The following is a 23,979-nucleotide window of genomic DNA, read 5'->3' as shown; positions in this document are numbered from 1 at the left end:
CTCTAGAGGTCCTTGAAGCCTCGCTTGTCGGCGAACACCCGGCCGTCGTCGTACGTGATCGCGTCCACGAAGCGCTCGTAGTCTCCGGCGCGGCGGACAAGACGGTCGTCGGCCACGACGACGCACCCCATGACCGGGGTCCCATCCGCCAGCTTGCCCTTACGCAAGACTCGGAGCATGGCCTCGAAGTCGTGGCGGCGTACCCCTTCCTTGGAAGCCGACTTGTCGTTGTCCGAGAACCTGGCGACGATCCGGCAGCCGAGAAGGGCGGCGGTCTTCTCGTTGATGGCCTGCTGGTCCGCGACCGTGTGGGCGTCCTTCGCCTTGTCGACACTGGCACGGGCGTAGTCGACGACGGGAATCAGGTCACTGTCGGTAGCCGTCACTGGAGCCTCCTAGAAGTAGCCTAAATGGATCTTCTGGCACCAGTCCGCGATGATCTTCGTGGCCGTGGCGGCGCTGCTCGCGTTCGGTAGGCTGAATGGACTGCACTTCGTGCCCGACCAGCCGGAATGGGTCCTCTGGCGCCTCGCGTGGCTCGTCGCCTTCGGTGGCGCGCTCGCCGCCGCGCAGGCGGCGGCCGCCGGCCGCCGGAGGCCGCGTCCGCGCGGGCGGTACCGCCCCGGGAACCAACCCGGCCCCCGGGCCGTACATCTCCAGAGGCGTCTCCCGACCCGCCAGGGGGTGAGCCGAACCCACGCTGAACGATCTTCGATGGTAGAAAGGCGACGATGCCGCCGCACCTCACGACGACCTCGCCGCGCCCTGGGCGACGACACGCCCGCCGGATCCGGCGGGCCACGGCCGCCGCCGCGTCCATCGGAGTGGTGCTGCTGACGACCGCGGGCACGGGCCACGCCGACCCCTATGCGCCGCCCGTCGCGGTCCCCAAGATGGCCCCCTCCACGCTGGACGTCACGTACGCGGCCGAGCGCGGCTCCATCGAGAAGGCCCTCAAGACGGCGCAGAAGGTCGGCGACGCCCCCCGGCAGAAGGCGCTCGGAGGGTTCCTCCAGCCCGGACGCCACTTCCTTTACTTCGACCCGCGCGGCCGGGGCCAAGCCATCGAGGTGGTCGGCGACCTCACCCGGGCGCAGCGCATCGCGGTGCTCGTCCCGGGCGCCGACACCACGCTCGCCTCGTTCGACAAGCGGGGCGGCAAGCCGTGGTCAACGCCCGGCGGAGGCGCCCGCGCCGTCTACGCGCAGGCCCGCGCGCAGTCCCCGAAGCCCGGGCTGGCGGTCGTCGCCTGGCTCGGCTACGCGGCCCCCAAGACCCTGAGCGGCGACGTCCTCACCAGCGACCGGGCCGCCCAGGGAGCCGTCCAGCTCCGCAAGTTCATGAAGGGCGTCCACCAGGTCAACCCCGGCGCGAGCGTGAGCCTGCTCTGCCACAGCTACGGTTCCGTGGTCTGCGGTCGGGCCGCATTGGACGGCTCCAACAGCGCCGCCTGGAAGCAGGTCACCGACATCGCCCTCTACGGCAGCCCCGGAACGACCGCCTGGTCGGCGTCCAGGTTCGGCGGGACGGCCCGCATCTGGGCCGGGCGGGGCGCGACCGACTGGATGGAGGACGTCCCGCACGTGCGGATCTTCGGGCTCGGGCTCGGCCCCGACCCGGTCTCGCGCGGGTTCGGCGCGCGGGTCTTCGACGCCGGGCACGGCGGCCACAGCGACTACCTCGCCCCCGGCTCGGCGCCGCTGCGCAACCTCACGGGCATCGCGCTCGGACACGCCTCCGAGGTGACCCGCGGCTGACGCGTTTGCTCACTTCCGGCTAAGACACCGCAGGTGTGGTGGCACTCTGGGGTGGTGAACACCGCGAACGAGGCCGAGATCCGCGAGCAGACCACCCAGCGCCTGGAGAAGGCGATGGGGACCTTCGGCACCGCGGCGCTGAGCAGCATGGAGGAGCAGCTCCCCTGGTTCCGGCGCATGCCGGCCGACCAGCGCTCCTGGATCGGGCTCGTCGCGCAGGCCGGAATCGCCGCGTTCGTGGAGTGGTTCAAGAGCAACGAGCGGAGCCGCCCGGCCATCGCCGGGGAGGTGTTCGGCACCGCGCCGCGCGAGCTGCTGCGCTCCATCAAGCTCCAGCACACCATCGACATGATCCGCGTCATCATCGACGTGGTGGAGACCCGGCTGGCCGAGCTGGCCGCGCCCGGCGGCGAGGCCCAGCTGCGCGAGGCCATCCTACGCTACACGCGCGACGTGGCGTTCGGCGCCGCCCAGGTCTACGCCCGCGCCGCCGAGACCCGCGCCGCCTGGGACGCCCGCCTGGAGGCCCTCGTCGTCAACGCGGTGCTGCGCGACGAGGTCGACGACGGCATGCACTCCTGGGCCGCCGCCCTCGGCTGGACGTCCAAGCCCGTCACCGTCATCGCGGGATTCACCCCGGAGGACGAGGAGCCCGAGGTCACCATCGACCAGATGCAGCTGGCCGCGCGCCGCGCCCGCGCCGACGTGCTCGCCGGCGTCCAGGGGCACCGCGTCGTCGTCATCGTCGGCGGCGACACCGACCCCATGGACGCCGCCCGCCCGATCGCCGCCAAGTGCGGGCCGGGCCCGGTCGTCGTCGGCCCGCAGGTCGCCGACCTCTACGAGTCCACGGCCTCCGCCCGCGCCGCGGTCGCCGGGCTCCGCGCCGCCGCCGGGTGGCCGGACGCGCCCCGCCCCGTCCTCGCGTCCGAGCTGCTGCCCGAGCGCGCCCTCGACGGCGACGACGAGGCCCGCCGCTACCTGGTGGAGAGCGTCTACAACCCGATGCTCGCCGCCGGGGCCCCGCTGCTCGACACGCTCACCACCTACCTCGAGCAGGGCTCCTCCCTGGAGGCCACCGCACGGCTGCTGTTCGTCCACCCCAACACCGTCCGCTACCGGCTGCGGCGCGTCAGCGAACTGACCGGCCTCGCTCCCACCGACGGCCGCAACGCCTTCACCCTCCGCATCGCGCTCGTCCTCGGCAGGTTCCACTCCCGAGCCCCGAGGGGCCCCGGGCAGTGACCAGGGTCGCACCGGCGCCTTGGCCGGGAGTTACAGGCCCCCACCAGGGTTCCTTGTAGGGGTCGTACAAAGCGCCGATCCCAAAGTTCGTCGTGATCGGCATCGTGGGCGCGACCACATGACGGCAGGCTGGACGCTGTGATACTCCTCGCATCGCCCGGCCAGGGCGCCCAAACCCCCGGCTTCCTGCAGCCATGGCTAGAGATACCCGGAGTCGCCGACCGGCTCGCCTGGTGGTCGGCGGTCACGGGGCTCGACCTGGTCCGCTACGGGACGGTCGCGGACGCCGAGGAGATCCGTGACACCGCCGTCGCGCAGCCGCTGCTCGTCGCCGCCGCGATGGCCGCCTGCGAGGTGCTCTACGAGGACGCCCCGGCCGGCAGGTCCGGGCCGGACGCCGTCGCCGGGCACAGCGTGGGCGAACTGGCCGCCGCCGCGATCGCCGGGGTGCTGACCCCCGAGGCCGCGCTGGTCCTCGTCCGGGAGCGGGGCCGGGCGATGGCCGAGGCCGCCGCCGTCACCGAGACCGGCATGACGGCCGTGCTCGGCGGCGAATCCGAGGAGGTCCTCGCCGCGATCGAGAAGCACGGGCTCACCCCCGCCAACGTCAACGGCGCCGGCCAGGTAGTCGCCGCCGGGACGACCGAGCGGCTCGCCGGGTTCGCCGAGGAGCCGCCCGCCAAGGCGCGGCTCCGGTCGCTGTCGGTCGCGGGCGCGTTCCACACCGAGCACATGGAGCCCGCCGTCGGCGCGCTCCGGCGGCTCGCACCCGGCGTCCCCGTCGACGATCCGCGGGTCAAGCTGCTCCAGAACCGCGACGGCGCCGTCGTCGAGGACGGGCGCGAGTTCGTCGCCCGGCTCGTCGACCAGGTCAGCGCCCCCGTCCGCTGGGACTCGTGCATGGCGACCATGCGCGAGCTCGGCGTCACCGGGATCATCGAGCTGCCGCCCGCCGGCACGCTCACCGGGCTCGCCCGGCGCGAGCTGAAGGGCGTCGAGCTGGTCGCCCTCAAATCCCCGGCGGACCTGGACAAGGCCCGCGAGCTGATAAAGGCGGACGCGTCATGACCTCCGCGATCACCATCCCCGACGCGGCGCCCGGCGCCCGCATCCTGGCGTTCGGCGACTACCGCCCCGCCCGCATCGTCACCAACGACGAGCTGGCCGAGACGGTCGACACCAACGACGAGTGGATCCGCAGCCGCGTCGGCATCGCCGAGCGGCGCATCGCCGGAGACGACGAGGGCATCGTCGAGCTCGGCGTGCACGCGGCGGGCAAGGCCCTCGCGAACAGCGGCCTCGCCCCCTCCGACATCGACCTCGTGATCCTCGCGACCTGCTCGGCGGAGACGCCGATGCCGGGCCACGCCGCCCAGGTCGCGCACCGCCTCGGCATCGAGGCGCCCGGCGCCTTCGACCTCAACGCCGCGTGCGCGGGCTTCTGCTACGCGCTCGGCACCGCCAGCGCCGCCGTCCGGGCCGGCAGCGCCCGCAACGTGCTGGTGATCGGTTCGGAGAAGATGTCCCAGTGGGTCGACTGGACCGACCGCTCCACCTGCATCATCTTCGCCGACGGGGCGGGCGCGGCGGTCGTCACGGCCAGCGAGACCCCCGGCATCGGCCCGGTGGTGTGGGGCAGCGCCGGCGACAAGTACGACAAGATCATCATTGACGACCGCAACTCGTTCATCCGGCAGGAGGGCCAGGCGGTGTTCCGCTGGGCCACCAGCGCCATCGCGCCCGTCGCCCTCCAGGCGTGCGAGCGGGCCGGGGTGCGGCCGGAGGAGCTCGCCGCCGTCGTCCCGCACCAGGCCAACCTGCGGATCATCGAGGCCATCGCCCGCAAGGTGAAGGCGTCCAACGCCATCGTGGCCGACGACATCGTGCAGTCCGGCAACACCTCGGGCGCCTCGATCCCGCTCGCCCTGTCCCGAATGATCGAACGCGGCGACGTGCCGTCCGGTGCCCCGGCCCTGCTGGTCGGGTTCGGCGCCGGACTGTCCTACGCTGCCCAAGTCATCCAGATCCCGTAGGCCGTCACGCCTGCTCGCAGGCTCTGGACCAACCCACCGAAGGAGAAAGCGGAACCATGGCAGTCGCCACCGAACAGCAGATCCTGGACGGCCTCGCCGAGATCATCGATGAGATCGTCGGCATCGACAAGTCCGAGGTCACCCCGGAGAAGAACTTCATCGACGACCTCGACATCGACTCGCTGTCGATGGTCGAGATCGCGGTGGCCGCCCAGGACAAGTTCGGCGTCGAGATCCCCGACGACGAGCTGCGCAACCTGAAGACGGTCAAGGACGTCATCAACTTCGTCCAGAACCTGCAGAGCTGAGCCGCGGGAGGGCGCGCCGCCACCCTGGAGGCGGCGCGCCCTGCCCTCCTCCCCTCACAGTCCGCAAGGAGCACCCACTATGAGCAAGAGCCAGACCAGGGTCGTCGTGACCGGTCTCGGTGCAACGACCCCACTCGGCGGCGACATGCCGTCGACCTGGTCCGCCCTGCTCGCCGGCGAGTCCGGTATCCGCAAGCTGGACTGGGAGGGCGTCGAGGACCTGCCGGTCCGGTTCGCCGCGACGCTGAAGGTCGACCCGTCCGAGGTGATGCCGAAGCAGAACCTGCGCCGGCTCGACCGCAACCAGGCGATCGCCCTGATCGCCGCGCGCGAGGCCTGGACGAGCGCCGGGTTCGCCGCGCCGACCGGCGGCAAGCCGCAGAAGGGCATGGACCGCCCCGGCGTCGACGGCGGCTTCACCGTGGACGGCGAGCGCCTCGGCGTGGTGCTGTCCAGCGGCATCGGCGGCCTGCACACGGCCCTGAACAGCTATGACGTCTTCCGGGAGAAGGGCTGGTCGCGGGTCTCGCCCTTCACCGTCCCGATGCTGATGCCGAACGGCGCCTCCGGGCACGTCGGCATCGAGTTCGGCGCGATGGCCGGCTCGCACGCCCTGGTCAGCGCCTGCGCGTCCAGCGGCGAGGCCGTCGGCTACGCCATCGACATGATCCGCGCGGGCCGCGCCGACGTGGTGATCTGCGGCGGCACCGAGTCGTGCATCCACCCGCTGCAGATGGCCTCGTTCGGGGCGATGCGCGCGATGTCGACCCGCAACGAGGAGCCGGAGCGCGCGTCCCGGCCCTACGACAAGAACCGCGACGGGTTCGTGCTCGGCGAGGGCGCCGCAGTGATGATCCTGGAGTCCGAGGAGCACGCCCGCGCCCGCGGCGCGAACATCCACGGCTTCGCGGCCGGCTGCGGCTACTCCGGCGACGCCTACGACATCGTGCTGCCCGACCCGTCCGGCTCCGGGCAGGCCAAGGCGATGCAGCGGGCCCTCAAGGACGCGGGCCTGGAGCCCACCGACCTCGTGCACATCAACGCGCACGCGACCTCCACCCCCGCCGGCGACGTCGCGGAGCTCGCCTCCATCAAGGCGGGGCTCGGCGAGGAGGCCGCCCGCCAGGTCGTCATCACCGCGACCAAGTCGATGACCGGGCACCTGCTCGGCGGCGCCGGCGCGCTCGAGTCGATCTTCACGGTGCTGGCGCTCAAGGAGGGGCTCGTCCCCGCCGTGGCGAACCTGGAGGACATCGACGACGAGGTCGACCTCGACATCGCGCGCGACGAGCCGCGCAAGCTCCCGGGCGGTCCGGCGGCGGCGCTCAACAACTCGTTCGGGTTCGGCGGCCACAACGTGTCGGTCGCCTTCCAGCGCGCTCTCTGACCCACCTCGTGGAACGGCCCGGCGGGTGCACACCCGCCGGGCCGTTCGCACGTCCGTCCCGGTCCGTTCGGCAGCCGTCCGTCATGGGACCTTGAGGGCGACCAGCGCGGTGTCGTCGCGGGGCACGCACTGCTGGAAGTCGAGGACGGCGTTGACGATGCGCCCGGTGATCTCGGCGGCGCGCAGGGTCCGCACGCCGGACAGCAGGTCGGCGAGCCGCTCCTCGCCCAGGAGCTCCTCCTGGTCGCGGCGCGCCTCGGTGACGCCGTCGGTGAAGAAGAGGACGGCGTCGCCGGACCGCAGTTCCACTGATGCGTCAGACACGTCCACCTCGTCGAACACGCCGAGCAGGTCGCCGGGACGGCCGATGGGCCGCACCTTGCCGTCGGGGGTGGCCAGAAGCGGCGCGGGATGCCCGCCGAGCGCGACGGTCAGGAACGGACCCCCGTCCGGACCCCGCTCGATCCCGGCGTAGAGGGCGGTGCAGAACCTTTCCGTGCCGTGGTCCAGCAGGGACGAGTTCAGCCTCCGCAGGACGTCGGCGGGCGACTCGGCCTCCGTAGCGACCGCCCGCACCGTGTACCGCGCCAGGCTCGTCACCACCGCGGCCTCGACCCCCTTGCCGCACACGTCCCCCAGCACCAGGCCCCAGCGGTCGGGGGAGACCTCGAACAGGTCGTAGAAGTCTCCTCCAACCTCGTCGCCGGCCCCGGCGGGGCGGTAGGCGTCGCCCACCTCCAGGCCGGGCACGGGCGGCAGCGCGGGCGGGATGAAGCTGCTCTGCAGGGTCTCGGCGAGCCGCCGGGCGCGCCCCTCCGACTCGCGCGCGCGCCGGCGGGCATGGAGCAGTTCGCGCTCGTACTCCCTGCGGTCAGGGGCGGGGAAGACGCACACCAGGACGGCGGCGGACCCGCCCGGCTCCTCCGGACGCAGAGTCATATTGACCAGTACGGGCCGCTTTCTACCGTCCGCGGACCTCACGTCGACCGCGATCTCGCGGATCTCGCCCTGCATGGTCAGCAGCGGCGCGAAGTGCGTCTCGTAGTAGATGCGGTCACCGATGGGGAGCAGGTCCTGGAAGCGCCTGCCGTCCAGCAGCTCATCGGCGCTGTAACCCGTCCAGTCGAGGAACGTCCGGTTGACCCTGGTGATGGCGCCGGTGGGCCGGAGTGACAGGTAGCCGCACGGAGCATGCTCATAAAGGCTGCGGAAGCGAGCGGAATCGTCAACGGTGGAGGACACCGCGGCCACCCGGGACCTTCGCGAGAAAATCCTTCATCGCCGCGACCGTCTCCTCGGGCGCGCTCAGATTGGGGCAGTGCCCGGTCGCCCGCAGCCTCACCAGCTCGCTCCCGGGGATGGCACGCTGCACGTACTCCCCCACCGCCTCCGGAGCGATGATGTCCTCAGAGCACTGCAGGAGCAGTGCGGGCACCCTCACCTTCGGCAGGTCGGCGCGGTTGTCGGACAGGAAGGTCAGGCGAGCGAACTGCCGCGCGATGTCGGGGTCGGTCTGGCAGAAGGAGTTGGTGAGCTCCCGCCCGAGCTCGGGCCGGTCCGGATTGCCCATGATCAGCGGCGCCATCCGGCTGGACCAGCCGAGATAGTTGCTCTCCAGCGACTCCAGGAGCTCGGTGATGTCGGCTTCGCTGAACCCGCCGACGTAACCCGCGTCGTCGATGTAGCGGGGAGAGGGGCCGACCAGCACGAGCCCGGCGAAACGGTGCGGTTCCAGGTTCGCCGCCAGCACACCGATCATCGTGCTGACGGAGTGCCCCACGAAGACCACGTCATTCAGGTCGAGTTCATGGATGATGTCCAGTACGTCCTCGGCGTAGGCGTCCAGGGCGCTGTACCGCTCCGCCGAGTAGGCCGCCAGATCCGAGTGCCCCATCCCGACGTGGTCGAACAGGACGACCCGATGGTCGGCCTCGAAGGCCGGTGCCGTGAGCCGCCACATCGTCTGGTCGCAGCCGAACCCGTGCGCGAAGAGCATGGGCTGCCCAGAGCGTCGCCCCAGGTCGCGGACGTTGTTGCGGGTCAACACGCTCATTTTCCGCCCATGCCCGGTATATCCGGATCCCACACCTCCGGCGATCGCGAAGCGCGCCACGACCGTCGGGTGTATCGCGCGGGGCGTGCGCGTTGCGGGACGGGTACGCTCCGCACCGGCGGCGCCCGGGGCGTCCGCCGGGCCGCCCAGGCGGCCCGGCGGGTCAGACGGCGGCGTGCAGCCAGCGGACGGGCGCGCCGTCGCCGGCCCTGCGGAAGGGCTCCAGCTCGTTGTCCCACGGCGTGCCGAGCAGCCGGTCGAGCTCCTGCTCCAGGGCGGTCTTGCCGACGGCGGCGTTCGCCATCACCGCGCGGAGCCGGTCCTCGGGGATCATGATGTCGCCGTTGGCGCCGATGACCCCGGTGAACACCCCGAGGGTCGGGGTGAAGCTGAAGCGGACGCCGTCGGTGCCGGGCGTCGGATCCTCGGTGGCCTCGAACCGCACCAGTTTCCAGTTGCGCAGCGCGGAGGTGATGCCCGCGGCGGTACCGGGCCTGCCCTCCCAATGCAGCTCGGCGCGCAGGGTTCCGGGCGCGGCCGGCTGATCTGCCCACTCAAGGGAAACGGGCACCCCGAGAACACCTGCGGCGGCCCACTCGATGTGCGGGCTCAGCGCAGGTGGCGCGGAGTGGACGTAAAAAACGCCACGTGCGGTCACCGGACCTCCTGGATCTGTACCGAGGCTCGTCTTCCCCTACGGCCTCGTACGTCCCAAGTCGGCGTCCGCGTCCCTCATTGTGCATCATCGGCCCGACTCGCACCACCGGGTGTTAGCAGTTTGTTGAACGCTTGAACACACGATGCACATCGTTCACCCGGCACTTCCGGCAAGATCCACTATTGCGGACGGATCGGCGGCGTGCCCGCGCTCGGGGGTGAGTCTCCTCACCGGGGCGCGTCCGGCCACCTTCGGCCCTCGACTGGACACGCTGAGTCATGAGGCGGGCACGATGGGCGAAGGGGTCGGTTCGGGGAGAGCGAGGATCGATGTTCGATCAACAGGCGCGCCTGGACAGGGTGCTGGCCCGGCATCCCGACGCGGTCGTGGTGGAACCGCTGCCGGGGCGGCCCGCGCTGGTCCGCCGGGACGAGATCCTGGTCGCCGGGCGGGACGCCGGCGCGGCCGAGTCGCTGGTCCGGCGCTGGTACGACTCGCGCCACGACGAGGGCGGCGTCGCGCGGCTGCGGCTGCGCGCCCCCTCGAAGGTCGACGTGTGCGAGCTGGCGGCCGTGCTCGGCGGCGCGGACCGGCGGCACCGCGGGCTGAGCGTGTCGCCGAACCACCTCGTCCTCGGCCAGCCCATGTGGTGGAGCGGGCCCGCCGACCTGCCCCGCCCGGCCGCTCCCCTGCCCCCGCCGAGGCGCGTCCCCGTCCGGCGGGACGTGACGGTCGCGGTCCTGGACACCGGTCTGGCGCCGCATCCCTGGTACGAGGGCGAGGAGTGGTACCGCGAGCAGCGCGAGGAAGTGGCGGAGGTCCTCGACGCCGATCTCGACTTCATGCTGGACGCGCAGGCCGGTCACGGGACGTTCGTCGCGGGCGTCGTCCTGTCGCAGGCGCCGTCGGCCGTGCTGCGCGCCCGCCGCGTCATCGGCGGCGACGGGGTCGGCGACGAGCTGGAGGTGATCCGGGCGCTGGAGTGGCTCGCCGCCTGGGGCCGCGCCGACGTCGTCAACATCTCGCTCGGCTGCCACACCTACGACGACCGGCCCTCGCAGGTGCTGTCCCAGGCGGTCGCCGCGCTCGGGCGCCGTACGGTCGTCGCGGCGTGCGCGGGGAACGCGGCGACGGACCGCCCGTTCTGGCCCGCCGCCATGAAGCCGGTCATCGGGGTCGGGGCCCTGGACGGCGACGACCGCGCCTGGTTCTCCAACCACGGATGGTGGGTGGACGCGTGCGCGCAGGGCGTCGGCGTGGCCAGTTCCTTCGTCCGTTTCGACGGCCCCCGCACCGCGGCGAACGGATCCGATCCCGACCGGTTCGACGGCTATGCGACATGGAGCGGGACGTCCTTCGCGACGCCGGTCGTGGCCGGGCGGATCGCCGCCGTCGCGGCGGAGGAGGGCGTCGGCGCGGCCGAGGCGGCCGACCGGGTCCTCGATCCCGCGCGGCACCCGGTTCTTCCGGGTCTCGGCACCGAAGTCCACACTGTGTCATCGCTCGATGCCCTAGGGTGAAGGAGGAGCAGGGGGCCTCGATAGGAGACTTCGGTGGCCCATCGGGACGATACGGACGAGCTGGTGGTCCGGGCACGCGACGGCGACGGGGACGCGTGGGCCCGGCTGGTCGAACGGCACAGCGGGCTGCTGTGGTCGATCGCCCGCTCGTACGGGTTGAACGACGCCGACGCGGGCGACGCGGTGCAGACCACGTGGCTGCGGCTGGTGGAGCGGATCGGCGAGCTGCGCGAGCCCGCGGCGGCGGCGTGCTGGCTGGCCACGACGGCGCGGAACGAGAGCCTGCGGCTGGCCCGGCGGCGCGGCCGCTCGCTCCCGCCGGTCCCGGCGCCGCGCGCGGCCGAGCCCGGCCCCGACCGGGTGGTCGCGGCGCGTGATCGGCTCGGCCGGGTCGGCGCGGCGCTGGAGAGGCTGCCCCCGCGCTGCCGCACTCTGCTGCGCCTGTTCGCACTCGCCCCGAGCCACGCCGAGCTGGCCGCCGCCCTCGGGATCCCCGTCGGCAGCGTCGGCCCCACGCGGGCGCGCTGCCTGGAGTCGCTGCGGAGGCTCGTCCCGTGAACGACGACGAGCTGGTGGCGGGGATACGCGAGACGTTCGAGACCCTCGATCCCGTGCCGGCGGCCGTCCTCGCGGCGGCCCGCGCGTCGATCGCGTGGCGGGCGCCGTCCGCGCGGCTGGCGGAGCTGGCGCACGACCGCGACGGGCACGCCGCCGGGGTGCGCGGCGGCCGGCCCCGGACCCTGACGTTCACCTGCCCGGACGCGACCGTCGAGATCGAGGTGTCGCCGGAGGGCCGGTACCGGGAGATCCACGGGCGGCTGGACCCGTCCGCGGCGGCGCTCGTCGAGGTCCGCCACCGCGACCTGCCGCCGGGCGGGATCACGGCGCGCACCGACCCGGCGGGCATGTTCTGGCTGCCGCGCGTCCCGGCCGGGCTGGTGAGCCTGATCCTGCGGCTGGACGACGGGACGTCGATCGTCACGAGCTGGATCCGCCTGTGACCGGGCGCGACGAGCGCGCCCTGCTGCTGATGGCGGCCAAGGACCCCACGACCGCCTTCACCCGCGCCCTCGCGCTGCTGGAGGACGGCGGCGGGGTCCTTCCGCTGCGCGTGGCGGGTCTGGCCGCCAAGGAGCTGGGACGGCTGGACGAGGGGGTCGCGTTCCTCCGGCGCGCCCTGGAACTGGCGTCCGGGTCCGACCCCTATGCGGCGGCGCAGGTGCGGATGAACCTCGTCGGCCTGCTCACGGCGCGCGGCGACATCACCGAGGCGCTCGCCCACGCGCGGCGGGCCGCGACCGTCCTGCACGGGCCCGACGCCGACCGCCTGGCCGCGAACACCGCGGGCGCCCTCGCGCGGGCCGGGCGGCTGGAGGAGGCGCACGACGTCGCCGTGCGGGCCCTGCCCCGGTTGCGTGAGGGGCAGGACCCCGCAGCGCTCAACGGCCTGCTCACCAACATCGGGCTGGCGCGGGTGTTCCGCGGTGACTACGACGGCGCTGAGGAGGCCTTGGCCGAGGCCGTCGCCGTGGGGGAAGCCGCCGGGTTGCGCCACCAGACGGCCATGGCGAAGGGGAACCTGGCCTTCACGGTGTCGCGGCGTGGGGACGTCCCGCGCGCGCTCCGCCTCTTCGCAGAGGCCGAACCGGGGCTGACCGGCGAGCGCCTGGCGCAGTGCCGTTTCGACCAAGCGGAGACCCTCATCATGGCCGGGCTGCCAGGGGAGGCTCGTCCCGTCCTCACTGCCGCCCTGGAGGCCGCCACAACGAACGGATACGGATGCGACATCGCGGACGGCTACCTGCTCCTCGCCCACGCCGAACTGGCCGACGGGAATCCTGAGCAGGCCACCGTGGCGGCCGAGCGGGCCCGCACGACGTTCGCCCAGCAGAACCGCACCGGATGGGCGATGTTGGCCGAGCACGTCCTGCTCAAGGCCCGGTGGGCGTCCGGCGAGCGCTCCGCCGTCCTGCTCCGCTCGGCCACGGCCGCGGCGGAGCGGCTGGAGAGGGCCGGCTGGGCGGACGCCGCCGACGAGGCCCGCATCATCGCCGCGCGCGTGGCGCTGTCGCTGGGCCGCCCGGCGGGCCATCTCCTCGCCTCCATCCGGCGGACGGGCGGCCCCGCCTCGGCCCGGATCGCCGCCTGGCACGCGATAGCCCTCGAACGCTCCTCCCGGGACGCCCGCCGGGGCGCGGTGGCGGCGGTGCGCGCCGGGCTGGAGGTCACCGAGGAGCACGCGGAGGTCCTCGACGCGCTGGACCTGCGCGCCCGCGCGGCGGGCCTCGCCGCCGAGCTGGCCGAGCTCGGCCTCCGGCTCTCGGTGTCGGCGCGGGAGCTGCTCGCCGTGGAGGAGCGGCGGCGGGCCATCGCACGGCCGGTCCGCGTCCGCCCGCCGAGGGACCCCGAGCGCGCCGCGGCGCTGGCGGCGCTGCGCGCCCTCAGCGTCGACCGCACGGCCGACACCGCGCGCGGCGGAGCCCCGACCGCCCCGGCCGACCTGGCCGAGCTGGAGGGCAGGATCCGCGAACGGACGCGCCGCCGCCCGTCCGGCGCCTCCCCCGGGCGCCCGGCCGCGGCCGGCGCGGTCGCCGCCGCGCTCGGCGACCGCGCCCTGGTCGAGCTGATCGCGATCGGCGGCGAGCTGCACGCCGTCACCGTCGCGGGCGGCCGCGCCCGCCGCCACCGCCTCGGCGCGCAGGAGGAGGCGCTGCGCGAGACCGTCCTGCTCCGGTTCGCCGCCCGCCGCCTCGCCGAGGACGGCGCCCCGCCGGAGCCGTCCGCCCCCGCCTGCGCGGCCGAACGCCTCGACCGCCTCCTGCTCGGCCCGCTCCGCCCCGTCCTGGGCGACCGCGAACTGGTGATCGCTCCGACCGGCGTGCTGCACGGCCTGCCCTGGGCGGCGCTCCCGTCCCTGGACGGACGCCCGTTCACGATCGTCCCCTCCGCCGGGGCCTGGCTCCACGCCCGCACGCGCGCCCCCTCGGGCGGACACGCCGTCCTCGTGTCGGGTCCCGACCTCCTGCACGCCGACCGCGAGGTCACCGCCCTCCGGCCCCTCTACCCGGACGCCGTCGTCCTGGACGGCCCGGACGCCCGCGCCGAACCCGTCCGCGACGCGCTGGAAGGGGCCGCGCTCGCCCACATCGCCGCCCACGGCGAGTTCCAGCAGGGCAACGCCCTGTTCTCCCGCCTGCGCCTCGCGGACGGCCCGCTCATGGTCCACGACCTGGACGAGCTGACCGACCCGCCGCACCTGATCGTCCTGTCGGCGTGCGACATCGGCCGCGCCGACGAGGGCGACGCCGTCCTCGGCATGGCCGGCGCCCTCCTCGCCCTCGGCACCGCCACCGTCATCGCCAGCGTCCTGCCCGTGCGGGACGACGCGACCCCGGCCTTCATGACCGCCTTCCACGCGGCACTCGCGAACGGCCTGGCCCCCTCCCGGGCCCTGGCCGCCATCCCCCGGACCCCGGCCACGACCGGCTTCCTCGCCATGGGCTCCGGCTGACCCATGGAGAGAAAGCCGGAGCCCGTGGGCGCCGCCGTACCGCGGCCCATCGGCACCGTTGACCGGTGGTCCGGCGGCCCCGGTGTGATCCGTCGTCCGTGGGCGACGGATCACACCGGGGCGCGGTTCAGCCGTCGCCGGTGGCGATCGGGTTGGCGGGGTCGGTCACCCAGTTCGACCAGGACCCCACGTAGAGGGCGGCCGGGATGCCCGCGAGGTGCAGGGCGAGGATCTCGTGCGCGGCGGTGACGCCCGAGCCGCAGTAGGCGCCGACGTCGAGCGCGTCGGTGGCGCCGAGCTGGGCGAAGCGCTCGCGCAGCAGCTCCGGCGGCAGGAACCGGCCGTCGACGCCGACGTTTCCTGAGGTGGGAGCGTTCCGGGCGCCCGGGATGTGCCCGGCCACGGGGTCGACGGGCTCCTGCTCGCCGCGGTAGCGCTCGGCGGCGCGGGCGTCCAGCAGCACGCCCGCCCGGGCCAGCTCCCCGGCGCCCTCGGCGTCGAGCACGGGCAGGCGGCCGGGGTAGGCGGTGAAGTCGCCCGGTTTGACCTCGGGCTCGGCGGTGCTCACCGCGTGGCCGGTCTCGCTCCAGGCGCGGTAGCCGCCGTCCAGGACGCGGACCCGGTCGTGCCCGAAGTAGCGCAGCGTCCACCAGACCCGGGCCGCCGACGTGGAGTCGGCGTCGTCATAGACCACGACCAGGCTGTCGGCCGAGACTCCCGCGCGGCGCATCGCCGCCTCGAAGGCGGCGGAGTCCGGGAGGGGGTGGCGGCCGCCGGGACCCGGCGGCCCGGCCACGTCGCGGTCGAGGTCGACGAACACGGCGCCGGGCAGGTGCCCCCTGCGGTAGGACTCGATCCCCGGCGGTCCCGCCAGATGCCATCGGACGTCCAGCAGGACCACGTTCGCCTGTCGTCGGAGCAGCCGGTCCAGCGCGGGCACTTCGATGAGAGGGTGCACATCGCCAGTTTGGCCGCCGTTGCCCCGATTAGGGAGGGGCGAATCCGGGTTCATCTCAACTCCCGCACGGGTTCTCAGGGACGGGACGCGGTGAGCAGCGGAACCAGCTGCTCGGCCGGGACTAGGGAGCCGTGCATGCCGACCATCCGGTCGAGCCAGGGCTCCCGCTCGGACGCGGTGATCGCGAGATCGGCGTGCGGGACGGCGATCACGTCGCCGACGCGTTCCAGCATCCCGGGACCGATCCGGCCGAACCACCCGTTCTCGGCGGCGGCCTCGCGGCTGACGACCCAGGCGCGGTCGCCCAGCACGGCCGTCCAGGCGGCGAGCACGTCGTCGTGGGCGCCGGGCTCGCTGTAGACGTAGCGGGCGCGCGCGTCCCCGCCGAGCAGGGCGACGCCGTCGGCCAGGCCGGGGACGGTGTCGGCGTCGATCCGCTCCGCAGGGTCGACCATGCCGTGGTCGGCGGTCACGTGCAGGGACGAACCCGGCGGCAGGACGGCCGCGATCTGCTGCGCGAGGAGGTCGACGAACCGCAGCTGGTACCGCCAGTCTGCCGAGCCGACGCCGAACCGGTGGCCGGTGGCGTCGAGGTCGGCGTGGTACACGGTGACGTAGGACCGGTCGCCGCGGCGCAGGGCCAGCTCGGCGCGGCCGACGAGCTGGCCGAGGCCGGCGGCGCCCACGTAGTCGGCGCCGCGCGCGGTGGCGCGGCTGAGGCTCGACTTCCGGTACAGGGGGTTCGAGACGTACGCCACCTCGACGCCCGCTGCCGCCGCCCGCCCGTAGACGGTCGGGACCGGCTGGAACTCCTCGGGGTCGACGGCGTCGTCCTGCCAGCGCAGGAGGTTCAGCAGCCGGCCGGTGCCGGGGACGGCGACCTGCACGCCGAGCAGGCCGTGCTCGCCGGGCGGGGCGCCGGTCGCCAGCGAGCCGAGGCTGCTGACGGTCGTCGCCGGGAACCCGGCGGTGATCGGGCCGCCGTCCATCGCGTTCAGGAACGGCGCCTCGGCGGGGTGGGCCTTCAACTGCTCCCAGCCGAGGCCGTCGACCAGCAGGACGCAGACGCGCGGAACGGCGGGCAGGCCGAGCACGTTCGCCACGCCTGGGACGCCCAGCGCCGCCAGCGCGGAGGTCGGAAGGTCGGCCAGCGCGGCGTCCCCGTACCGCGGGACGGGCGGCCCGGCGGCGGGCGCGCGCTCCCCCGGGCGGGCCTCGCCGCGGTCCTCGGCGGCCGCCCCGCTCACCGGGCGGTCGCGGCGGACAGTTCCTCGGCGAACGCCAGCACCTGGCTCACCGCGTCCGCGCCGTCCGCGGCCTCGCTGACCCGCAGCGACAGGTCGTCGGCCGTGACGCTGCCGGTGTAGCCGTGGTCGGCCTCGCAGTTCTCGTCGCCGCACGTCGCGGGTTCGAGGTCGATGTGGGCGATGGCGCCCCAGCCGATGGTCAGCACCACCTCGGTGGGCGGCACGCCGGGCACGTAGGAGGCCGGGTCGGGGACGACGCGCGTCACCGCCACCGACTGGACGCGCTCCAGCTTGACGGCCTCGGTCGTGGTGGACGCGTGCGGGCGGGTCATGCCCTCGCCGGGCGGGTGCTCGTCGGTGTGGCACACCAGCAGCCGGCTCGCCGACAGCACGAGCACGGTGACGTGCCGCCGGACCTCCATCGCGGGGTCGAAGGTCGCCTCGTGGTGGACGACGTAGGCGGTGACTCGCTCGTCCCCTACCGCCGACTCGACCGCGTCCGCGACCAGGGCGGGGTAGTAACCGCTGCGCTCGATCGCCGTGCGCAGACCACTGACGGTCGCTCGGGTTTCCCTCATGGCCCCATCCTGCCCTGTCCGGGGCCGGGCGCGCACATGACCGGCACGGCACACGGTCATATGTGCCCGTGCGGGGTAGGGGGTGGGCATGGACGAGCATCCCCTGCCGACCCCGCCGCCGGTGCCCCCGCCCACGCCGGACCCGGCCCCGCCCCCGCAGCCCCCGGTGCCGCCCGAGCCCCCGCCCGGCCCCGCGCCGGGGCCCGCGCCGCAGCCCCCCGGCCCCATCCCGCCGGGTCCTTCGCCCGAGCCCGTCCCGCCCGGACCGCCGCCGGAGCCGACCCCGCCCGGCCCCGCACCGGAGCCGACGCCGCCCGCGCCGCCTCCCGACCCGATCCCGCCGGGGCCCGAGCCCGACCCCGTCCCGCCGACGCCGCAGCCCAGCCCTCCCCTTCCCCCGGGGTAAGGCGCTAGCCCTTCCCCAGGAAGGGCTCAGAGGTGGCGCGGCTCCAGTTCGGGACGCGGCCCCAAGGGGCGTTCCAGCGTGAGTCCCACCGCGCGCACCGCGACGCCGGACGCCCCGACCATCACGGGGTCGAGCTCCAGCCGCGCCACCTCTGGAAGGTCGTAGCCGAGGCGGGAGGCGCGCAGCAGCAGTTCCTCCAGGGCCCCGAGGTTCACGGGGTCGGCGCCGCGGTGCCCGAGAAGCAGCGGGGCGGTGCGGATCGCGCGGATCATCTCCGCCGCCTCCGCGTCCGCGAGCGGGGACAGGCGGTAGGCGCGGTCCTCCAGCAGCTCGGCGGTCTCGTCGGCGATGCCGAAGGAGACCAGCGCGCCGAACGAGGGGTCCTCCCTGACCACGACGCGGGTCGCGACCCCCTCCGTGCCGCCGGCGAGCGCGATGCCGTAGCAGGCCAGCAGCTCCGCCGCCTGCTCCGGCGCGACCTCGGCGGGGCCGCCGTCGCCCAGCCAGGCGGCGACCAGCTCCCGCGCCTTGGCGCGGTCCACGTCCTCGAACACCGGCATGCGGCCGGGCGGGCGCTGCCTCCACTGCGCGTACCGGATCACGTAGGCGAGCGCCCTGACCGCGTCCTCCGGCGAGGTGTAGGACGGCACGGAGCCTTCCGCGGCCATGCCGTCCGGGCCGGTGACGCGCAGCTCGGCGGGCATGCCCTCGGTGCCGAGGTAGGTCGCCACGATCGGCTTCCTGCCCTCGGCGGCCAGCCGGAGGATCTTCTCGGGGACGCGGACGTCGAAGCCGCCGATCGTCGGGGGCGTGAACAGCGCCACGACCGCGTCGACCGTGTCGTCGTCCAGCGCCCCGGCGAGCGCGGCCTCGTAGTCGTCGGCGTCGGCGCGGGGGCCGAGGTCGATGCGGGGCCGGACCTCCAGGCCGAGCGCGACAGCCTCGTCCTGCGCCAGCAGGCCCAGCGAGTTGGAGTTGTCGATGATCGCGATGCGGTCGCCGGCGGGGAGCGGCTGGTAGGCCAGCACCTGCGCCACGTCGAACAGCTCGGCGAGGTCCTCCACCCGGATGACGCCGGCCTGCTCGAACAGCGCGCTGACCGCGTGGTCGGGCAGGGTGAGCGCCCTCGCCGCGTGCCCGATCGGGACGCCCTGGGTGCTGCGACCGCTCTTCACCGCCACGATCGGCTTGCGGCGGCCGAGCCTGCGCGCCAGCCGCGTGAACTTGCGGGGGTTGCCCAGCGACTCCAGGTAGAGCAGGACGGCCCTGGTCGCCGGGTCCTCCTCCCAGTACTGCATCAGGTCGTTGCCGGAGACGTCCGCGCGGTTGCCCGCCGAGACGAACGTGGACAGCCCGAGGCCGCGCTCGGCCGTCCGCTGCAGGATGGCGATGCCGAGCGCGCCGGACTGGGAGAAGAACCCCACCGGGCCGCGTCCCGGCATGGTCGGCGCCAGCGTCGCGTTCAGCCGCACGTCGGTGTCGGTGTTGGCGATGCCGAGGCAGTTGGGGCCGACGACCCGCATCCCGTAGGCGCGCGCGAGCCGCACCAGCTGCTCCTGGGCGGCGCGTCCCTCCTCCCCGACCTCGCCGAAGCCGGACGACACGACGACCAGCCCCCGCACGCCCTTGCCCGCGCACTCCTCCACGACCTCGTGGACGGCGTCGGCGCGCACGGCCACGACCGCGAGGTCCACGTCGTCCGGGATCTCCAGGACGGACGCGTACGCGCGGACGCCGGCCACCGCGACCGCCGACGGGTGCACCGGGTACACCGGCCCGCTGAAGTCTCCCGCGAGCAGGTTCCGCAGGACGGTCTGGCCCACGCTGTGCTCGGCGCGGCTCGCCCCGACCACCGCCACCGACCGCGGGAACAGCAGCCGCTGGATCGACCGCGACTCGGCCCGGTGCTCGCGCGCGCTCATCACCTCCAGCGAGGTGTCGGTCGGCTCCAGGTCGAGGACGAGCTCGATCACGCCCTCCTCGAAGCGCTGCTCCGCCCGGTACCCCGCCTCCCGGAACACCCGGGTCATCCTGCGGTTGTCGGGCAGGACGCTCGCCACGAACCGGCGCACCCCCCGCTCCCGCGCCGCCGCCGCGATGTGCTCCAGAAGGACGGCGCCGAGCCCGCGGCCCTGGTGCGCGTCCTCCACCAGGAACGCCACCTCCGCCGTCTCGGGGCGGTCCGCCAGGCTGTCATAGCGGACGACCGCCACCATCTCCCCCGCGATCGTGGCGATCAGTGCGACACGCCGGTCGTAGTCGACGGTCGTGAAGTGCTCGATCTCGCGGTCCGACAGGTGGGGGCGCGGCGAGAAGAACCGGTAGTAGATCGACTCCGGGGACAGCCGCGCGTGGAAGGTGCGCAGGAGGTCGGCGTCCTCGGGCCGGATGGGACGCAGATGGGCCGTCCCGCCGTCGCTGAGGACGACGTCGGCCTCCCACTGGTCCGGGTAACGCTCGGTCACGTACCCGAGGGTAAGGCACGTATGCGTCACGGCCTCCGGGAAGAAAAACCGGCTTCCTCGGTTTCGCTGCGCGTTCGAGACCTAATCGGGGCTCGAGAGCTGTTACGGTCGAGCACACGCCCAAGAATTGCCGCTCGCGCGGGCCGTGTTGATCGAGGTGATGACTCCATGACGCGCGTGGTCGTGGTCGGCGATCTTATGACAGACACCGTGGCGCGTGCCGCGTTTCCCTTGGCAAAGGGGAGCGACACGCCCGCGGCCGTGACGACCCACGGTGGCGGCTCCGGTGCCAACGTGGCCGCATGGCTCGCCGTCGAGGGGACCGACGCCGCCTTCGTCGGACGCCGCGGCTCCGACATCGCAGGCCGTAACCGGGACATGGAACTGATGGGCTACGGCGTCGACGCCCGCCTCGTCATGGACCAGGAGCGGCCCACCGGTACCTGTGTGGTCATGGTCACCCACAAGGGCGACCGGACGATGCTGTCGGACCCCGGCGCCAACGCCGCCCTCCTCCCTGAGGACATCGAGCGCTGCAAGGACCTGTTCACCCAGGGCACCCACCTGCATCTGTCGGGGTACTCCCTGATCAACGAGGGCTCCCGCAAGGCGGCCATCCACACCCTGGACATCGCCCGCAAGGTGCAGATGTCGGTCTCGGTGGACGGCGGCTCGTCCTCCCCGCTCAAGCGGATGGGCGCCGAGCCCTTCCTCGAGTGGACGCAGGGCGCCCGCCTGCTGGTCGTCAACGCCAAAGAGGCCGAGATCCTCACCGGCCGCGACACCCCCGAGCAGGCCGCCAAGGTGCTGACCGCCTGGTACCCCCAGGTCGTCATCAAGAGCGGCCCTGACGGCGCCCTCTGGTACACCAACGGCCGCCCCGAGCCGGTGACCGTCGCGGCGGAGCCCGTCGAGAAGATCATCGACGGCACGGGCGCGGGCGACGCGTTCGTCGCCGGCCTCCTGCCGCCCTGGCTGGACGGCAAGCAGCCGGCCGACGCGCTCACCGCGGGCTGCCGCCTCGCCGCCCGCGCCATGCAGCACCTGGGCGCCCGGCCCACCCTCGACGTGGTCGACAACCAGATCAAGTAGGCGCATCCCGGCCCGCCCGGCGGCGCTCGCCCGGCGGGCCCGCGCCCGTCAGGCGAGCGGGGTGTAGGTGCGGACGTCCTCCTTGACCGCGTCCCAGAGGCGGTTGAGGGGATGCCCCGCGTCGTAGCGTTCGAGGTCGGCGCGGCGGACGAAGGCGCCCGTCATGAGCTCGGCCTTGGGCTCCAGGTCGTCGTGCAGCCTGATCGCGCGGAGCGGGACGGCGTCGGGGTCCTCCTGCGCCGCCATCCCCCGCCCGATCGAACCCGTGACGATCATGCAGCCGCGCACGAACCCGGACCTCAGCAGCGACAGCCCGTAGTGCAGGTCGTCGATGTCGGCGACGACGCTCAGCCGCTCGCGGAAGTTCGTCCCGTACCAGGTGGCGAGCAGGTCGGCGACGAGCCCGGCGGGCGGCACCACCAGCGGGATCCGGCGGAGGCTGCTCGTCTGCACGGGCGTGTCGGGCAGCTCGCCCTCCGGCAGGTTGGTCAGCAGCAGCGCCTGCCCCCGGGCGTACTCGATGACCTCGTACTCCTTCAGGCGGAGGTCGCCCTCCGGGGTGCTGACGATGCTGCCGCAGATCAGGTCGACCTGGCGGGTCTCCAGCCGGGACCACAGGTCCTTGGTGCGGACGTGGGCGACCTTGAACTCGACCTCGCGCTGCCGGAACTCCTCCGAGACCCGGTCCCACGCCCGGGAGACGATCGGCAGGGTGAACTCGGTCGTCCCGACCGTCAGCATGCGGCCGAGGCGGCGCCGGCTCCAGTGAATGGACTCCAGCCATTTCTCGAAGGTCGTGCGCGCCAGTTCGACCGTCGTCTCCCCGGTGGGGGTGAACAGGTAGTCCTTCCCGCGCCCCTGCCGGACGGTCAGGACCTCGCCGCACAGCACCTGGCTGTTGCGGTTCAGCGTGTCGAGCTGCTTCTGGACGCTCGACTGCTCGCGGCCGAGCACCCGGGCCGCCCTCAGCGCCGACCCTGTCTCGTGCACCACCAGCAGGGTCCGGAGCTGGTCGAACGTCATGTCGAGCAGGCCCGGCGGACACTCCAGCAGCGAGTCGAGGGACGGGGACATGGCCAGGGACATTAACACCTCATCCGGCGGGCCGCGGAAATGGCCGAGCGGCCAACCAAGCGGGAAATGATGACATTTCCGCCTGAACTTATCTCAAGATGTTCTCCTAAACAACTGGACAGAGTTTTCTAACCTCTAGAACACTTTCCTTCGAGCAGGCCCACTCCTCGCCGCCGTCACCCGTCCCTTTCAGGACGGCGGCGCTCCCGGGCGTGCCCCGGCGGTGCCGGCCGCCGGGGCCGCCGCCCGGCGCCCTGGACTCCCGTTCGCCGCGGCTCTTCTCCGCCGCGGCGCCGGGACCGGACGCCGGCCCGTGCGCGGGGCCGCGCGCACGGGCCGGCCCGAAAACTCCGCCCGCGCCTACAGGGGCGCGCGGGCGGCCCACCTTCCCCGGCCCACGGGCCCGCGCCCCCGAAGACGCCACCCCCGGCGAGCAAGGCCGAACCGGACGCAGCCGGGGGCGGACGCAGGCGGGGCCAGGCGCAGGCAGGGACAGACCGGACGCAGGCAGGGCTGGACCGGACGCAGGCAGGGCTGGACCGGACGCAGGCAGGGCCCCCCGGGTTCAGGCGCCGGGCCGAACCCGGCTCGGGCGGGGCCGGGCCGGGTTCAGGCGTCAGGCCGGGCCGGGTTCAGGCGTCAGGCCGGGCGGGTTCAGGCGTCAGGCCGGGCCGGGTTCAGGTCGCCGGCCGGGGCGGGTTCAGGCACCGGGGCGGTGCCACAGTTCGTCGTACGGGACCGGATTGCAGGGGTTCACCGGGCCGCGCACCTGGTACAAGCCGACCTGCACTGCCGTGACGTCCTCGGTGCGGGTCACGGCCATGGTCCACACCAGTGTCACTCCCCTGACGCCCGTTATTGCCCGCCCGCTCGATCCGCCTTCACAAGAACGGCCTCCGTGGCCGGAAGGGGCCGGGAGACACCTGAGTCCGCTCGGCAGCGAACCGGGTCGGTCGTTCGCGGTCCTACCGGAGGGACGTGCTGAGACGTCCCCAGGAAGTGCTGCAGACGTCCCCGGGACGTGCTGAGACGTCCTCTGGCGCGCCGTGGACGTCCGGCGGACGTCCCACGCAGCTGTGGCGGCATGTCCGAGTCGTCCTGCACCAGCGGTGATGGAGGAGAGGTCGCTTCGGATCGGCCGAGGTCAGGTGGGGTCGTCGGTCTGCCAGGGGTAGAGGAACCGGTCGGGGCGCAGATTCCACGCCTGGAGGATGGCGGTCAGTTCTTCTTCGCCCGTGGCTGCCGCCCGTTGGACGACAACGGCCCCGAGGTCGTAGTCGAAGCCGTCGAGGACCTCGGCGTCGTAGTCCCGGTGCGTCAGAAGGTATTCGCGCGCGCGGTCGGTACGTTTCCAGCCTTCTCGGCGCGCGAGGTCGTCGGCCGGCGTGGTCACCGGGTGAATGGTGACGAAGGCTCGTCGGCCAGGGCCGCCGGCGGGGACCTCGACCGCCAGCCGCTGGCCGAGGCGCAAAGCGTTCAGCTTCTCCACAGGCCAGCGTGGTTCGTCGTCAGGGGTGCCCATACAGCCCGCCCGAGTGGTTTCCGTGGAGCAATGAATCGTTCGGCGAACCTCATCATCATGATCCGCGGTCAGTAGCTCAAAGGCTTTTCCACATCACGGGCGACTTTGATGCGTTCCTTCGCGACCTGCCCGTGGCGGGGTCGCGCCCCGGGACATGGCGCAGGC

The 23,979-nt window shown here is 73.6% G+C and carries 23 protein-coding genes; 12 read left to right on the top strand and 11 right to left on the bottom strand.

Annotated elements, in window-relative coordinates:
• Positions 1-2: 2 nt before the first annotated feature.
• Positions 3-386, bottom strand: coding sequence for a recombinase family protein (locus tag FKD65_RS35985; protein WP_141583261.1), 384 nt, complete (start codon positions 384-386; stop codon positions 3-5).
• 345 nt (positions 387-731) lie between these two features.
• Here FKD65_RS35985 and FKD65_RS35980 point away from each other — a divergent pair, with 345 nt between their 5' ends.
• From FKD65_RS35980 to FKD65_RS35955, 6 genes are all read left to right on the top strand, one after another.
• Positions 732-1,757, top strand: a complete 1,026-nt coding sequence (locus FKD65_RS35980; protein ID WP_141583259.1) for an alpha/beta hydrolase — start codon at positions 732-734, stop codon at positions 1,755-1,757.
• A 54-nt stretch (positions 1,758-1,811) separates the two neighbouring features.
• Complete coding sequence (locus FKD65_RS35975; protein ID WP_141583256.1) at positions 1,812-3,002, top strand: CdaR family transcriptional regulator; 1,191 nt, start codon at positions 1,812-1,814, stop codon at positions 3,000-3,002.
• Positions 3,003-3,140: 138 nt separating this feature from the next.
• Positions 3,141-4,070, top strand: a complete 930-nt coding sequence (locus FKD65_RS35970) for an ACP S-malonyltransferase (RefSeq protein WP_141583254.1) — start codon at positions 3,141-3,143, stop codon at positions 4,068-4,070.
• Positions 4,067-5,035 (top strand): beta-ketoacyl-ACP synthase III, encoded by a 969-nt coding sequence (locus tag FKD65_RS35965; protein ID WP_141583252.1) that lies wholly within the window; start codon positions 4,067-4,069, stop codon positions 5,033-5,035. The genes FKD65_RS35970 and FKD65_RS35965 overlap by 4 nt, the downstream gene beginning before the upstream one ends.
• Positions 5,036-5,091: 56 nt before the next feature.
• Complete coding sequence (locus FKD65_RS35960; protein ID WP_141583250.1) at positions 5,092-5,343, top strand: acyl carrier protein; 252 nt, start codon at positions 5,092-5,094, stop codon at positions 5,341-5,343.
• Positions 5,344-5,422: 79 nt separating this feature from the next.
• Positions 5,423-6,730, top strand: coding sequence for a beta-ketoacyl synthase (locus FKD65_RS35955; protein ID WP_141583248.1), 1,308 nt, complete (start codon positions 5,423-5,425; stop codon positions 6,728-6,730).
• 81 nt (positions 6,731-6,811) lie between these two features.
• Here the strand turns inward: FKD65_RS35955 and FKD65_RS35950 are convergent, their stop codons facing one another.
• From FKD65_RS35950 to FKD65_RS35940, 3 genes are all read right to left on the bottom strand, one after another.
• A complete protein-coding gene (locus FKD65_RS35950; RefSeq protein WP_141583246.1) occupies positions 6,812-7,972 on the bottom strand; it encodes a SpoIIE family protein phosphatase in 1,161 nt (386 codons plus the stop codon).
• Entirely contained in the window at positions 7,956-8,783 is an 828-nt protein-coding gene (locus FKD65_RS35945) for an alpha/beta fold hydrolase (RefSeq protein WP_141583244.1), read from the bottom strand. Before FKD65_RS35945 ends, FKD65_RS35950 begins: the two co-directional genes overlap by 17 nt.
• Before the next feature lie 163 nt (positions 8,784-8,946).
• Positions 8,947-9,441 carry a DUF3145 domain-containing protein gene (locus tag FKD65_RS35940; RefSeq protein ID WP_141583242.1) on the bottom strand — a complete coding sequence of 165 codons (495 nt, stop codon included), beginning with the start codon at positions 9,439-9,441 and terminating at the stop codon, positions 8,947-8,949.
• 329 nt (positions 9,442-9,770) lie between these two features.
• On the opposite strand from FKD65_RS35940, the gene FKD65_RS35935 reads away from it, so the two are divergent.
• Genes FKD65_RS35935 through FKD65_RS35920 form a run of 4 tightly spaced genes read left to right on the top strand, consistent with a single transcriptional unit; the run spans position 9,771 to position 14,472 of the window.
• Complete coding sequence (locus FKD65_RS35935) at positions 9,771-10,961, top strand: S8 family serine peptidase (RefSeq protein ID WP_141583240.1); 1,191 nt, start codon at positions 9,771-9,773, stop codon at positions 10,959-10,961.
• A gap of 33 nt (positions 10,962-10,994) precedes the next feature.
• A complete protein-coding gene (locus FKD65_RS35930) occupies positions 10,995-11,519 on the top strand; it encodes an RNA polymerase sigma factor (RefSeq protein WP_141583238.1) in 525 nt (174 codons plus the stop codon).
• On the top strand, positions 11,516-11,962 hold the full coding sequence (locus tag FKD65_RS35925; RefSeq protein ID WP_141583235.1) for a hypothetical protein: 447 nt from the start codon (positions 11,516-11,518) through the stop codon (positions 11,960-11,962). The genes FKD65_RS35930 and FKD65_RS35925 overlap by 4 nt, the downstream gene beginning before the upstream one ends.
• A complete protein-coding gene (locus FKD65_RS35920) occupies positions 11,959-14,472 on the top strand; it encodes a CHAT domain-containing protein (protein WP_240809762.1) in 2,514 nt (837 codons plus the stop codon). Before FKD65_RS35925 ends, FKD65_RS35920 begins: the two co-directional genes overlap by 4 nt.
• Positions 14,473-14,599: 127 nt before the next feature.
• Here the strand turns inward: FKD65_RS35920 and FKD65_RS35915 are convergent, their stop codons facing one another.
• The 3 genes from FKD65_RS35915 to FKD65_RS35905 form a co-directional block, all read right to left on the bottom strand.
• Positions 14,600-15,430 (bottom strand): sulfurtransferase, encoded by an 831-nt coding sequence (locus FKD65_RS35915; protein ID WP_240809761.1) that lies wholly within the window; start codon positions 15,428-15,430, stop codon positions 14,600-14,602.
• Positions 15,431-15,504: 74 nt separating this feature from the next.
• Positions 15,505-16,677: an alkaline phosphatase family protein gene (locus FKD65_RS35910; protein WP_141583231.1), complete on the bottom strand. Its 1,173-nt coding sequence runs from the start codon at positions 16,675-16,677 to the stop codon at positions 15,505-15,507.
• Entirely contained in the window at positions 16,674-17,255 is a 582-nt protein-coding gene (locus FKD65_RS35905) for a DUF5998 family protein (RefSeq protein ID WP_141583229.1), read from the bottom strand. The genes FKD65_RS35910 and FKD65_RS35905 overlap by 4 nt, the downstream gene beginning before the upstream one ends.
• Before the next feature lie 88 nt (positions 17,256-17,343).
• Between FKD65_RS35905 and FKD65_RS35900 the strand changes: the two genes are divergently transcribed.
• Positions 17,344-17,661: a hypothetical protein gene (locus FKD65_RS35900; protein WP_205718367.1), complete on the top strand. Its 318-nt coding sequence runs from the start codon at positions 17,344-17,346 to the stop codon at positions 17,659-17,661.
• Positions 17,662-17,687: 26 nt separating this feature from the next.
• On the opposite strand, the gene FKD65_RS35895 is transcribed toward FKD65_RS35900, so the two are convergent.
• Positions 17,688-20,126, bottom strand: a complete 2,439-nt coding sequence (locus FKD65_RS35895) for a GNAT family N-acetyltransferase (RefSeq protein ID WP_141583227.1) — start codon at positions 20,124-20,126, stop codon at positions 17,688-17,690.
• A 168-nt stretch (positions 20,127-20,294) separates the two neighbouring features.
• On the opposite strand from FKD65_RS35895, the gene FKD65_RS35890 reads away from it, so the two are divergent.
• The gene (locus tag FKD65_RS35890; protein ID WP_141583225.1) at positions 20,295-21,218 is read left to right on the top strand and encodes a carbohydrate kinase family protein; all 924 of its coding nucleotides are present in this window, start codon (positions 20,295-20,297) and stop codon (positions 21,216-21,218) included.
• Positions 21,219-21,266: 48 nt separating this feature from the next.
• Here the strand turns inward: FKD65_RS35890 and FKD65_RS35885 are convergent, their stop codons facing one another.
• The 3 genes from FKD65_RS35885 to FKD65_RS35880 all read right to left on the bottom strand — a co-directional run bounded on the left by FKD65_RS35885 (position 21,267) and on the right by FKD65_RS35880 (position 23,781).
• On the bottom strand, positions 21,267-22,304 hold the full coding sequence (locus FKD65_RS35885) for a LysR family transcriptional regulator (protein WP_205718366.1): 1,038 nt from the start codon (positions 22,302-22,304) through the stop codon (positions 21,267-21,269).
• Between the two features lie 688 nt (positions 22,305-22,992).
• Positions 22,993-23,124 (bottom strand): hypothetical protein, encoded by a 132-nt coding sequence (locus FKD65_RS46410; RefSeq protein ID WP_302931569.1) that lies wholly within the window; start codon positions 23,122-23,124, stop codon positions 22,993-22,995.
• 312 nt (positions 23,125-23,436) lie between these two features.
• The gene (locus FKD65_RS35880; RefSeq protein ID WP_205718365.1) at positions 23,437-23,781 is read right to left on the bottom strand and encodes a hypothetical protein; all 345 of its coding nucleotides are present in this window, start codon (positions 23,779-23,781) and stop codon (positions 23,437-23,439) included.
• Positions 23,782-23,979 lie beyond the last annotated feature (198 nt).

This window comes from Actinomadura sp. WMMA1423 (assembly GCF_006547145.1).
GTDB lineage: Bacteria > Actinomycetota > Actinomycetes > Streptosporangiales > Streptosporangiaceae > Spirillospora.
The sequence above is the reverse complement of the archived record's forward strand: the minus strand, read 5'-3'. Positions and strand labels throughout refer to the sequence as shown.